Below are 12,220 nucleotides of genomic sequence, written 5' to 3'. Positions count from 1 at the left end.
TGCCCGGGGAAGGAACAAGGGTTCGCCGAAGCGGCGATTGCCCCTAGACGGTGGTCATGACCCGTTCGCCGTTGAAGTACTCGAGCTGCCAGCCCTCCGCCGAATCGTAGTGCGCGAGGTTGAAGGCGGCGTTCTCGATGCTTGGCAAGTCCAGGCCGACGGCGCGGTCGAGGCTCGCCCGCAAGAGGGTGCCGTGGGCGATCACCAGGATGCGCTGGCCGCTGAATTCGGACGCGAGGGCTTCCAAGGCAGCCAACCCGCGGAACCCGGCATCTTCTTCGCTTTCGGCGCCCCGGAAGCCGCCGGGAATGCGCAGGGCGTCCAGGTCGGGGCCGTCCTGCAAGCCTTCCGCTGGTCCAAAGGCCCGTTCGGTGAGTTCGGGGATCCGGCGGTCGACGGTTTGCCCGAGCCCGGTTGCAATGATGTCCGCGGTTTCCGCGGCCCGGCCGAGCGGCGAGGAGACGATCACGTCCCATTCGTACTTGGACAGGACTGCAATGACTTCGCGGGCCTGGCTCCGCCCGATGTCGTTCAAGGGAATATCGGTGCTGCCCTGCAGGCGGCGTTCCGCGTTCCAGTCGGTCTGGCCATGGCGAACGAGGGCAAACGTCGTAAGGGTCATGTCTTCCATTCTGCCTTGGCCGTGGTCGAACTCGTGAAACCGGTGGCCTTGGGCGGCGGGAATGCGCTTGCCAGCAGACGTAACCTGGTGCATCATTGATGCATTGGGAATGCGCTTTCCCACTCTATAAACCAACCATTGCTCACTCACCGTGGAGGACTCATGGGCTTCGAAACAAGGACGATTCGTATTGCGATGAACGGCATTACCGGGCGGATGGGTTACCGGCAGCATTTGCTGCGGTCGATCTTGCCGATCCGGGATGCCGGCGGATTCGTTCTGGAGGACGGGACCCGCGTTCAGGTGGAGCCTATTCTGGTCGGCCGGAACGAGGCGAAGATCCGGGAGCTGGCGGAACTGCACAAGGTTTCCGAATGGACCACGGACCTTGATGCTGTGATCAACGATCCCACTGTTGATGTCGTGTTTGATGCCTCCATGACGAGCTTGCGCGCGGCGACGTTGAAGAAGGCCATGCGTGCCGGGAAGCATGTGTTCACCGAAAAGCCCACGGCGGAGACGCTTGAGGAAGCGATCGAGTTGGCCCGGATTGGCAAGGAAGCCGGGGTTACCGCGGGCGTGGTGCATGACAAGTTGTACCTGCCGGGCCTGGTGAAACTTCGCCGTCTCGTGGACGAGGGGTTCTTTGGCCGGATCCTGTCGATCCGTGGCGAGTTCGGGTACTGGGTGTTCGAGGGTGATGTCCAGGCGGCGCAGCGTCCGTCGTGGAACTACCGCAAGGAAGACGGCGGCGGCATGACCACGGACATGTTCTGCCACTGGAATTACGTCCTGGAAGGCATCATCGGGAAGGTCAAGAGCGTCAACGCGAAGACCGCCACGCACATCCCGGTCCGCTGGGATGAGCAAGGCAAGGAATACGCGGCAACCGCGGATGATGCGTCCTACGGAATTTTCGAACTCGAGACTCCGGGCGGGGATGAGGTGGTTGGCCAGATCAACTCCTCGTGGGCGGTGCGGGTGTACCGCGACGAGCTTGTTGAGTTCCAGGTGGACGGCACGCACGGTTCGGCCGTGGCGGGATTGAACAAGTGTGTTGCGCAGCAGCGTGCGCATACCCCGAAACCGGTTTGGAACCCGGACCTTCCGGTTACGGAATCCTTCCGTGACCAATGGCAGGACGTTCCTGCGAACGCCGATCTGGACAACGGTTTCAAGCTGCAGTGGGAGGAGTTCCTGCGCGACGTTGTTGCCGGGCGCGAGCACCGTTTCGGACTGCTTTCGGCGGCCCGGGGCGTGCAGTTGGCCGAACTCGGCCTCCAATCCAATGACGAACGCCGCACCATCGACATCCCGGAGATCGTGCTCTGATGACCTCGCTGATACTCCCGAATCACGACGGCGGCACGCGCGTCTACACTCTCTCAGCGTCCCGCTCGTGGGCGAAGCCGACGGCACCGTTGACGTCCCGGCGCGCCTACGCGGCCGCCCACGTCATTCCGGAGACGACGGCGGACAACACTCCCGGCGCCCCGGCGCGTTTGGACTGGGACGCCACGCTGGGCTACCGGCATGAGCTGTGGTCCTACGGGCTTGGCGTCGCCGATGCCATGGACACTGCCCAGCGGGGCATGGGCCTGGACTGGGCAGCGACCCAGCAGCTCATCAAACGGACCGGGGCCGAGGCCGCGTCCGTCGTGGCCGCCGGGAACCCCTCCACTGCGGGCAAGACCGTCCAGGACCTTGTCTCCTGCGGTGCCGGCACGGACCAACTGGACCTCGCCACCCTTCCGGAAGGCACCGCCGGACTGAAAACCGTCCTGGAAGCGTACCGGGAGCAAATGGCCGTGGTCGCCGAAGCCGGGCCGAAGGTCATCCTCATGGCTTCGCGCGCCCTCGCGCGGGTCGCGAGGGGTCCCGAGGACTACCTGCACGTCTACTCCACGCTCCTTGCCGAAGCGGAACAGCCGGTCATCCTGCACTGGCTCGGCACCATGTTCGATCCCGCCCTGGCAGGGTACTGGGGATCCGACGACATCGCCGAAGCCACCGCGACGTTCCTTTCCCTCATCCGTGCACACGCCGGCAAGGTCGACGGCGTGAAAGTCTCGCTGCTGGACGCATCCCATGAAACCGCCCTGAGGGCTGCTCTCCCGGACGGCGTGCGACTCTATACCGGAGATGATTTCAACTACCCCGAGCTCATCGACGGCGACGGGACGCGCCACTCCGACGCGCTCCTGGGCATCTTCGCCGCGATCTACCCGGCAGCTTCGGTGGCCTTGCAGAAGTACGACGCCGGCGAACCCGCCCAGGCGCGTGCGATCCTCGATTCCACCCGGGAGCTCGGAAAGCACATCTTCAGCGCCCCGACGTTCTACTACAAAACCGGGATCGCGTTCCTGTCCTGGCTCAACGGCCAGCAACCCGGTTTCCAGATGGTCGGCGGACTGCACTCCGGCCGCTCCGTGGTGCACCTTGCCCGCACCTTCGAACTCGCCGACCAGGCAGGCCTCCTCCGGGATCCCGCCCTCGCCGCGTTCCGCATGTCCGATTACCTGCGTATCAACGGAGTGAACGCATGAACACGTTGCCGGACTTCTCGCGGCTCGCGCTGAATAGCGCCACCACGAAGAAATGGACACTCGCCGAGGCCGTCGACGGTTGTGTCCGCGCCGGTATCCCGGCCATCGGGCCGTGGCGGGACATCGTCGCCGACGCCGGCCTGGACAAGGCCGCAAGGCTGATCAAAGACGCGGGGCTGCGCGTTTCCTCGCTGTGCCGCGGAGGCTTCCTCACCGCAGCAGATCCGGAAGGACTGGCGGCCGCCTTGGCCGACAACCGTGCGGCCATCCTTGAAGCAGTCGCCCTCGGGACGCAGGAATTATTCCTGGTGGTCGGCGGGCTGGCGCCGGGGGAGAAGGACGTCGTCGCGGCGCGTCGGCGCGTTTCCGAGCGGCTGGAGGACCTGGTTCCTTTCGCAGTCGAGCACGGCGTCCGCCTGGTCCTCGAGCCGCTGCACCCCATGTACGCTGCGGACCGGGCGCTCATCTCAACCCTCGGCCAGGCGCTCGATCTCGCAGCCCCGTACGCCCCGTCCGCGGTGGGTGTCGCCGTCGACACCTTCCACGTCTGGTGGGATCCGGAACTCAAAGAGCAGATCGAGCGCGCCGGCCGTGAACGCAGGATCGCCTCCTACCAGGTCTGTGATTTCAACCTCCCCATCGCCGCCGACGCCCTCCTTTCCCGCGGAATGATGGGCGACGGCGTTATCGACTTCGCGACGATCGGTACCTGGGTCAGGGATGCCGGCTACACGGGCGACATCGAAGTGGAAATCTTCAACCAGGACATTTGGGACGCCGACGGCCATGCCGTGCTGGAAACCATGAAGCAACGCTACGCGGACCTCGTGCTGCCGTTCTCCTGAGACATCTGTATTCACGCGGTGCCTGCCTTCACGGGCGGGCACCGCTTTTTAGTTGCCTGAGCAGGTGTGCGTGCCACGCCACGCACCTTTTTGGCCCGTCACTGGCAGCTTGTCCCCGGATTTCCGGGCTTTCTGTCCACCCGAGCGGCCAAAAACCTGCACGGCGTGACGCCCAGGGCCCGGATTGCTCCAGGCTTTGCCGTGTGTCCGTTAGCCGGCTCGGTGACGGCCATGCGTGCCCGGAACATTTCCGGCCGGACCGCCGCATGGCGACGGCGGTACTCGGTATCTGCTCCGGCTGGATCGGGGAACGAACGCATATGCGCAGGGATGTGGATGGAACGGTTCTGACATGGCGGAAGGTCCGGGTCCGATGCGTGACCGGACCCGGACCTTCCGGGGATATGGATGTCGTGAAGCCTTATGGCTTAGCGGGCGCCGGCCCTGAGCCGCTCGTACTCCTCGCGGGGGACGGGCGTTGCGTCCGGCTTGCCCAGGTCATTGAGCGGGATGCGGTGGGTCTCACGGGCAGACCAGGCCGCGATTGCTCCGACGATGGTGATTCCGAAGCAGATGGATCCGATGACGAAAGGCACGTTCGCGGACCCGGGAGGAGCCACAGCAGCGAAGATGCTCGGCAGGAAGGCCGTGATCAGCAGGCCGATGTTTTGCGAGATCGCGAAGCCGGTGACGCGGGTACGGGAGGGGAAAAGTTCCTGGAAGAAGCTCGCGAACGTGGCGTTCCAGACCTGGTACAGCATGCCCCACATCAGGATGGCGAGGATGATGGTGAGCGCCACGTTGTTTTGGCTGACTTCATAGAGGTAGGCGTAAGCCAGGACGCCCGAGCCCAGGGAACCGACGATCATCAATGGCCGGCGGCCGAAGCGGTCCGACAGGTTGCCGAACCACGGGATGAGGGCGAGTGCGATCACGTTGGCGATGACCGGGATCCACAGGTAGACCGTGGTGCTCATGCCGACGTGGTAGCCGGGCTGGGTGGCGTATGCGGCCCCGAAGACCGATACGGTGACGCCCACAACGTTGACGAGTGTCATGCAGACGGCCCGTACAACATCGAGCCAGCTCTCGCGGAGAACCTGGAGGATAGGAGTCCGGGCGATCTCGTGGTGGGCCTTCTCTTGTTCGAACACCGGCGTTTCTTCGACGCGGCGCCGGATCAGGTAGCCGGCGAAGACCACAACTGCGCTCAGGATGAACGGTACGCGCCAACCCCAGGCCTTGAATGCTTCGTTCGACAGCGTGGCTGAAAGCGGGATGAAGACGGCGGCGGCAATGATTTGTCCGGCTTGGGTTCCCTGGAGGGCGAAACTGGCGTAGAAACCGCGGCGTCCAAACGGGGCATGTTCCACGATCATGGCGCTCGCTCCGCTCAACTCGCCCGCCACGGCGAATCCTTGGATGAGGCGAAGCACCAGCAGCAAGATCGGCGCCCATAGTCCCACCTGGTTGAAAGTGGGCAGAAGTGCCACTGCGAAGGTCGAGGCGCCCATCATCAACATGGCGAGGACCAGGACGTTCTTTCGCCCGTGTTTGTCGCCCCATTGCCCCAGGACGAAAGCTCCGATCGGGCGGGCGACGTAGCCGACCGCGTAGGTGCCGAGGGAAGCGATCAGTGCGACCGTCGGATTGCCTGCCGGGAAGAAGATTCCGGGGAAGACGAGGGCTGCGGCCTGGGCGTAGACGAACCAGTCGTAGTACTCGAGGGCGCTGCCGATCCAGCCGCTGGCGGCGGCTTTTTTGGTTGAGCTGGATTGGCGCGGTCCGGTTGAACTCGCCTGGTTTCGAGTTGCGCTTTTCATGTGGTCCTCCTTTGGACAAAAGCTGTGTGGGGCGGTCCCGTCGTTGGGTCGCCGGCCCGGGCGGAAGGCGAAGCGTCTCGCGCCGTAAAGGGTTGCGGGGGAAGGCTGTTCGCTAAGCCCCTGGTTTTGAATCCCTCAAGTCTTGTGGAATGCGCTTTCCAGCTCGTCGTTCTTCAACGGTAGGGTGTCGTCAGTCACATGTCAACAGCTGGTTGGAAAGCGCAGAATCCCGGGAATTTCAGTGCGTTCGGGAGCCGGGCAGCACGAATCGCCGCACGCGAAAACGCGGGCGAAACAGTGGTTCCGGCGTGGCGTTGCTGTTAGCTGCGGCCGGGTGGCGTTCCGGCCGGACCGTCCGCCCTGCCCTGTGCGGAAAACAGGCTGGCGGCTTCGCCAGGGGAGACCTTGCCGTCCACGATCCAGGCGCTGAAGGAGCGGACAACGGACTCGCCGGCCGCAAGCTCGATCGCCGTGTCCCATGCCATGGCCGAACCGACTCCCGGATAGTCCGAGAGGCGGACGAACCACGGATCCGCCGCTTCCGGCAGGGCTTGGAACACCACGCTGGCAGGCCCGTCCGGGAAGTCGGCCGTCCAGGCCAACCATTGCGCTGCCGAGCCGTGGACCTCGGCTTCCCCACGGCGTTCTGCCGTGAAAACGTCGGCATTTGTACAGGGCGGAAAGCGCCAAAAGAACCCGCCATAGCCACTGCCGACGGCGCCATTTGGCCCGGGTCCGCCAAGCGAGGCATCGACGACGGCGGCCAGTTCAGTCGTGAGGTCGAGCCGCCAAATGCGGCCGTCCACTGTGCGGGCATGTGTTCGACGGCGTTCCCTGAGGAGTTCGCGCCCGTCGGGCGCCTGCCACGACAGGTGCTGGTCGAGGACGCCGTCGCCCGCCTCGCTGGAAATCGACACCATCCGGCCATGGTCGGGACGTTCTTCGTAGCGGCCCGATTCGCGTTGGTAGGTCTTGCCGCCCCAGAAGTTGACGCCGTTGACGTCCTGCAGGGCAATGCCGACGCCGAGATGCCACGGGTGGTCGGTGGGCAGGTGGTCGGTGACTGCTACGCCCGCGAGCGTACGCACAGGATGCAGGTAGGGGCGGGGGGACAACCGCCCCGCGACGGCGGTTCCGTTGCGGACCATAACCAGTGCGTTGCTGTCGCGCGGGTCCCCGCCGGGTGTCCCGCCGTCGTGATTGCGGACGGGCAGGACGGTAGTGCCCGCGGCGGGACGCGCCCACGGCAGGGCGAGCTCGCTGAAGGTGGCATGGGCCGCCGTCGCGCGTTCCAATGCGTCCTCAATCCCCGTGATTACGGCGCGGGCCGCATCGCCTTCACCCACCCAAGTGAGGTATTTCCCGGGAATTTCGGCAGGCGGTTCGGCGGTCCGAATGGCTTCGACGACGCGCATGAAGGCGCCGCTGTCCTCGAGCCCGCTCAGCAGCGCAGTCCCTTTGTCCTGCGTGGATTCCCGGTTCTGCAAATACTCCAGGAGGTTCTCGGTGAGGTCGTCCCGGCCGAACGATTCGTGACGTACGCCAGCGCCTGAGCTGACCGTGAGGCGGTCCTCGGTGTAGTGGAACACCGCTGTGCCTTCTGTTCCCTGCAGGGTGATGTAGGGTTCCACGGACTCGGTGGCGCACAACGTGAGCGCGCAGGTTATGGGAAGGCCTGCGGACGTGCGGATGCGGATGACCGACGTGTCGTCCGACTCGATCCGGTTGGCCCTGTAGAGATCGGTTTCCACCGAGGCGACGTCGCCCACGGTCCGGGCTCCGGCGATGTGCAGTGCCGTGGCAATGGCGTGAGCAAGGGGATTCGTGGCTACTCCATCCACGACGTCGACGCCGTCAAGGCTCCGCTTGCCTGCCCAGCGGGAACGCTTGTAGTAGGCGCGGTCCCGCACCCAGCGCCCAGTGGCGGAAATGCCGATGACCGTGCCGATCTCTCCCGAGCTGCGAAGTTTGTCGATTGCCTTGAAGGCGTGCGAGCCCAGGCTCTGAAAGCCCACCTGGATGCTCCTGCCGGCAGCGTTGGCAGCTTCCAGGAGGCGGTCAAAGTCGGAGAGGGACGCGACCGGCGGCTTTTCCAGGTAGAGATCGGCGTGGGGGAGCGCAGCGAGTGCCAGCGGCGCGTGGGTCTGGATCGGCGTCGCGATGATCACGAGGTCAAGGCTTTCGGATTGCGCCAACAAATCGTCCGCGGTGCTGAAGACGGCGGTCTCTTCCGGCAGGGTTCCGGCGGCTGGAGGATTCGGATCGGCCACGGCAACGAGCCTTAGGGTTCCGGCGGACTGGAGCCTGGCGAGGTTGTCGAGGTGGTGTTGTCCGAATCCGTGCACTCCGATCAGGGCCACCCGGAAGGGGTCCCTGTCCGGTCCGGGGTGATGGTGAGGACTGGTTGAGGCGGTTGTACCCATGGCTCTCCTGTTGCGGGATGGCGGTTCGTGGATAACGGCTGGTAATCGTGGCGGGTAAGCGCATTCCAATGAAGTGGATCACACCATCCTAGCCCCTTGACGGCAACAATGGAACGATTCAAAAAGGCCGCTTGGTTCTTGCCCGTGGAGCGGTGTCCGACGGCGGAAATTGCCTTAGGTGGGAACGGTCTCCGTGCTGCGGCGAAGGGTGACGACGCCGGTAACCGGCATTGCGTTGTCGGTTTCGGACCAGCCGAGGCTGCCGAGGGTTGCGAGGCGTCCGATGTCTTCCAGCGGGAGGCTTACCGTGGTCAGGGCCGGGCGGAAATCGCGGAGTGTCTCGATGTCGTCGAAGCCGGCGATGGCCGCGTCCCGCGGGATGCTCAAGCCCTGTTCGCGAAGCGCGGCAACAGCACCGATGGCCATCACGTCATTCACCGCGAACAAGCAGGCCGCGGGTTGATTCGACGCCGGATCTTGGCTTGACTTGATCCGGCCTGCGATCTCGAGGCCGGCCTGGTACCCGCCCGCACGGTCAAACCCGGTGTGGATGACCTCGGCCTCGGGCAGGCCGGCGGCGAGCAAGCCGCGCTGGAAGCCCCGGATGCGGTCATCGGACGTCAGGAGCCCGTCGGGACCTGCGATGATGACGAATTTCGCTGTGTGCTCCGCGGCCAGGGCGCGGGCGAGCTCCGTTGCGAGCTCTTCATTGGGAACAGGAACCACGTGGTAGCCGTCGGCGGAAGCGCCCACCACAGGATGGCCGACGATGCCCACTTTCCCGCCGTTGCTGCAGTAGCGGTCGAGTTCCGCTGCAAGCTCTTGGTTGTCCTTGGCATCTTGCGGCCGGGTGGAACGCGATCCCACGATGACAATGGAATCGGCACGCCGGGCGGCGAAGGCTCCGACTGCCGCTTGCTCATCGGCGGGAGTGCCGCTTGTGGTCGCGAGCAGGACCATTTTTTGATGTTCCCGGGCCGCGCTTTGGACGCCCCGGGCTATGGTCGAAAAATAGGGGTCCGCGATGTCGTGGACAACAAGGCCAATGAGTCCCGAACTTGACCTCGCCAGCCCCTGGGCTTGGGCATTGGGAATGTAGCCGAGGGAACGCGCGGCCTCCTTGACCCGCTCGGCGATCTCAGGCCCGGGAGTCCTCGCCGAACCATTAAGGACACGCGACGCCGTTGCCGGCGACACCCCCGCCAAGCGTGCCACTTCGGCAAGCGTGCTTGCAGCCAACCCAAACTCCTTTGTCCGTTTGCCATTTCCGCCCGATAAACGCGAAGGCTCACTCAGACAACAGCATATCCGCCGGGGAAAACGCTTGCCAGAAATCCTGCGGTGAGCCTTTGCACCGGATCTTGCCCAGGCCGGGGACTCGGCGAAGAATCATGGCCATGAGCGGATTTGTGGATTCGAGGAGCGAAAGGCGGCGCGCAGGCATTGGCACGGCCGTGTTTGCAGCGGCGCCGTTGGCAGTGACGGTGCTTGGTCCGTGGCTTCTGACCCGGTGGGAGGTGCGGCGGCCGGTTCCCGGGGGAGTGCCTGCCCAAGTGGCCGGTGCGGTATTCCTGGTGGGGGGCGCTGGAGTCATCGCCAATTCGTTTGTCCATTTCGCCGTGGAAGGCGTTGGTACTCCTGCGCCGTTTGCCCCGCCGAAGCATCTGGTTGTGGGCGGGTTGTACCGCTTCGTCCGCAATCCGATCTACCTTGCGGTTGTTGCAGCGGTCGCGGGTCAGGGCTTGCTCCTGGGCCAAGCGAAGTTGCTCGGGGCGGCAGCGCTTGGCGTGGTTCCGGTGGCCGTCTTCGTGAGGTTCTACGAGGAGCCGGCTTTAACCCGGAAATTCGGCGCGGAATACACCGTGTACAAGGAAAACGTGCCCGGCTGGTTGCCGCGCCTCACACCGTGGCGGCAAGCCAAGCCGAAAGACAACCTGGCCTAGCGCGCCGGATAAGGAATGCGGTCAAGATCGTTGGCCGCGAGCACCACCGCATCGCGTGCGCGGTTGCGTGCCTGTTCGGCGAGTGGTCCGACGTCGGGGTAGCGCGAGGAAAAATGGGTGAGGACGAGGGTCCGGGCGTTCGCGGAGCCAGCTAGTTCCCCGGCTTGCCCGGCTGTGAGGTGGCGGAATCGCGAGGCGAGATCGGCGTCGTCGTCGCTGAAGGTGCATTCGGCCACGAGCAGGTCAGCGCCGTCGGCGAGTTCCTCGGCGCCTGTGCAAGGGGCGGTGTCCATGACGAACGCGAAGCTTGGACTGGGAGGCAGCCCTTTCGCATCCGGTCCCGCATGTGAATTCGGCCCCCCATTCCCATCCGGTTCCGTGCAGCGATATCCATAGGTTTCGATCCGATGTTCCAGCGCCCTGATATACAGGCCCGGAGCGATAGCCTCGGCCGCCCGGTGGCCAGGACCGTTGTGTTCGAGTCCCCCATAGGCAAAGCCCCCATGCGGATGCAGGCGGAGATCCACGCCCGGGGAGGCAATGGACACGAGGGCGCGCACGGTCTCTTCCCCCGAGGCGGGGTAGTGGAGGTGGATGGGATGCTCCACTTTGTCGAGGGCCATGCGGGACAGGACCCCGGGCAATCCGTAGCAGTGGTCGCCGTGGACATGCGTGAGGCAGATCCGGGTGATCCGTGAGGTGTCGACACCCGCCAACAGCATCTGGCGCTGCGTGCCTTCTCCAGGATCGAAGAGGAAGTCTCCGTCGTCGCGGCGCAGCAGGTATCCGTTGTGGTTGCGGGTCCGCGTGGGGACCTGGGAAGCGGTGCCGAGGATGAGCAACTCGCGCATGCAGTCCAGTCTGCCACTCGATCGCGACGACGGGAGACCCCATTGTGGGGGTCCGCAACCGGGCATAGGGTGGAATGGTGGGCGGGTACATCTGCCCCATTGAAGCAGGCTTAGGACAGGCGTTGCATGGACGTTGATCCGATCGTTGACACTTTCCGCCGGCCACTGCGGGATTTGAGGATTTCGGTTACCGACCGTTGCAATTTCCGCTGCGTGTACTGCATGCCGAAGGAGATCTTCGGCCGGGACTTCGCCTTCATGCCCAAGGACCAGCTCCTGACCTTCGAGGAAATCACCCGGCTCACCTCCATCGCTGTCGCGCACGGAGTGCGGAAGATCCGACTCACGGGCGGAGAACCGTTGCTGCGGAAGGACATTGAGGATCTTGTCCGGATGCTGGCAGCGCTGCGCACACCCGCGGGCGAAGCACCGGATATCGCCATGACCACCAACGGTTCCGTCCTCGCGCAGAAAGCGCAACTCCTCAAAGATGCGGGCCTGAATCGCGTGACAGTCTCGCTGGACTCCCTCCGGGAAGAGACCTTCCAAGCGATGAACGACGTCGGCTATCCCGTGGCCAGGGTCCTCCACGCCGCGGACGTCGCCCGGGACGCAGGGCTGGGACCCGTCAAGATCAACATGGTGGTCAAGCGGGGGAGGAACGACCAGGACATCCTCGACATGGCCAGCCACTTCCGAGGAACCGGATTCATCTTGCGGTTTATCGAATACATGGATGTTGGAGCCTCCAACGGCTGGAAAATGGACGAGGTAGTGCCGTCCGCGGAGGTCCTGTCACGCATCAACACGGTCTTCCCGCTGGAACAAGTGCCACCCAATTACCCGGGAGAAACGTCCGACCGCTGGCGCTACACTGACGGCAGCGGTGAAATCGGGGTCATCTCAAGCGTCACGCAAGCCTTCTGCCGCGGCTGCACCCGGGCTCGCCTGTCTGCGGACGGCAAGCTGTTCACGTGCCTCTTTGCAACGGCTGGCACCGACTTGCGGGCCTTATTGCGCGGCGGCGCGTCCGACGTCGAACTTTCCGCCGCGCTGTCCGCGCTCTGGGGTGGCCGCACAGACCGCTATTCCGAACTGCGCGGGGCCCGCACGTCCGGGGCGCCAAAAGCGCCCCGGAAGATCGAGATGTCCTATATCGGCGGGTAA

General features: G+C 64.7%; 10 protein-coding genes. 5 read left to right on the top strand and 5 right to left on the bottom strand.

Annotated features, from left to right (window positions below; translation table 11 throughout):
- Positions 1–43: 43 nt before the first annotated feature.
- Complete coding sequence (locus E1809_RS11130; protein ID WP_133204323.1) at positions 44–622, bottom strand: histidine phosphatase family protein; 579 nt, start codon at positions 620–622, stop codon at positions 44–46.
- 162 nt (positions 623–784) lie between these two features.
- On the opposite strand from E1809_RS11130, the gene E1809_RS11125 reads away from it, so the two are divergent.
- Genes E1809_RS11125 through E1809_RS11115 form a run of 3 tightly spaced genes read left to right on the top strand, consistent with a single transcriptional unit; the run spans position 785 to position 4,013 of the window.
- Positions 785–1,954, top strand: a complete 1,170-nt coding sequence (locus E1809_RS11125) for a Gfo/Idh/MocA family protein (RefSeq protein WP_133204294.1) — start codon at positions 785–787, stop codon at positions 1,952–1,954.
- Complete coding sequence (locus E1809_RS11120; protein WP_133204293.1) at positions 1,954–3,168, top strand: dihydrodipicolinate synthase family protein; 1,215 nt, start codon at positions 1,954–1,956, stop codon at positions 3,166–3,168. Before E1809_RS11125 ends, E1809_RS11120 begins: the two co-directional genes overlap by 1 nt.
- A 5-nt stretch (positions 3,169–3,173) precedes the next feature.
- Positions 3,174–4,013, top strand: a complete 840-nt coding sequence (locus E1809_RS11115) for a sugar phosphate isomerase/epimerase family protein (protein ID WP_133204322.1) — start codon at positions 3,174–3,176, stop codon at positions 4,011–4,013.
- Between the two features lie 428 nt (positions 4,014–4,441).
- On the opposite strand, the gene E1809_RS11110 is transcribed toward E1809_RS11115, so the two are convergent.
- The 3 genes from E1809_RS11110 to E1809_RS11100 all read right to left on the bottom strand — a co-directional run bounded on the left by E1809_RS11110 (position 4,442) and on the right by E1809_RS11100 (position 9,498).
- Entirely contained in the window at positions 4,442–5,836 is a 1,395-nt protein-coding gene (locus E1809_RS11110) for an MFS transporter (protein ID WP_133204292.1), read from the bottom strand.
- Positions 5,837–6,156: 320 nt separating this feature from the next.
- Positions 6,157–8,259 (bottom strand): DUF6807 family protein, encoded by a 2,103-nt coding sequence (locus tag E1809_RS11105; RefSeq protein WP_133204291.1) that lies wholly within the window; start codon positions 8,257–8,259, stop codon positions 6,157–6,159.
- A 174-nt stretch (positions 8,260–8,433) separates the two neighbouring features.
- The gene (locus E1809_RS11100; RefSeq protein ID WP_133204290.1) at positions 8,434–9,498 is read right to left on the bottom strand and encodes a LacI family DNA-binding transcriptional regulator; all 1,065 of its coding nucleotides are present in this window, start codon (positions 9,496–9,498) and stop codon (positions 8,434–8,436) included.
- 158 nt (positions 9,499–9,656) lie between these two features.
- On the opposite strand from E1809_RS11100, the gene E1809_RS11095 reads away from it, so the two are divergent.
- Entirely contained in the window at positions 9,657–10,202 is a 546-nt protein-coding gene (locus tag E1809_RS11095) for a methyltransferase family protein (RefSeq protein WP_133204289.1), read from the top strand.
- Here the strand turns inward: E1809_RS11095 and E1809_RS11090 are convergent.
- The gene (locus E1809_RS11090) at positions 10,199–11,053 is read right to left on the bottom strand and encodes a ribonuclease Z (protein ID WP_133204288.1); all 855 of its coding nucleotides are present in this window, start codon (positions 11,051–11,053) and stop codon (positions 10,199–10,201) included. The two genes, E1809_RS11095 and E1809_RS11090, sit on opposite strands and share 4 nt — an antisense overlap.
- Before the next feature lie 126 nt (positions 11,054–11,179).
- Between E1809_RS11090 and moaA the strand changes: the two genes are divergently transcribed.
- Positions 11,180–12,220 carry a GTP 3',8-cyclase MoaA gene (gene moaA, locus E1809_RS11085; RefSeq protein WP_133204287.1) on the top strand — a complete coding sequence of 347 codons (1,041 nt, stop codon included), beginning with the start codon at positions 11,180–11,182 and terminating at the stop codon, positions 12,218–12,220.

This window comes from Arthrobacter terricola, from assembly GCF_004354015.1.
Taxonomy (GTDB): Bacteria; Actinomycetota; Actinomycetes; order Actinomycetales; family Micrococcaceae; genus Arthrobacter; species Arthrobacter terricola.
The sequence above is the reverse complement of the archived record's forward strand: the minus strand, read 5'-3'. Positions and strand labels throughout refer to the sequence as shown.

Excerpts from the sequence above, each read along its gene's own strand:
- E1809_RS11130 (WP_133204323.1), bottom strand. The coding sequence starts at position 622 with ATGACCCTTACGACGTTTGCCCTCGTTCGCCATGGCCAGACCGACTGG.
- E1809_RS11125 (WP_133204294.1), top strand. The coding sequence starts at position 785 with ATGGGCTTCGAAACAAGGACGATTCGTATTGCGATGAACGGCATTACC.
- E1809_RS11120 (WP_133204293.1), top strand. The coding sequence starts at position 1,954 with ATGACCTCGCTGATACTCCCGAATCACGACGGCGGCACGCGCGTCTAC.
- E1809_RS11110 (WP_133204292.1), bottom strand. The coding sequence starts at position 5,836 with ATGAAAAGCGCAACTCGAAACCAGGCGAGTTCAACCGGACCGCGCCAA.
- E1809_RS11105 (WP_133204291.1), bottom strand. The coding sequence starts at position 8,259 with ATGGGTACAACCGCCTCAACCAGTCCTCACCATCACCCCGGACCGGAC.
- E1809_RS11095 (WP_133204289.1), top strand. The coding sequence starts at position 9,657 with ATGAGCGGATTTGTGGATTCGAGGAGCGAAAGGCGGCGCGCAGGCATT.
- E1809_RS11090 (WP_133204288.1), bottom strand. The coding sequence starts at position 11,053 with ATGCGCGAGTTGCTCATCCTCGGCACCGCTTCCCAGGTCCCCACGCGG.
- moaA (WP_133204287.1), top strand. The coding sequence starts at position 11,180 with ATGGACGTTGATCCGATCGTTGACACTTTCCGCCGGCCACTGCGGGAT.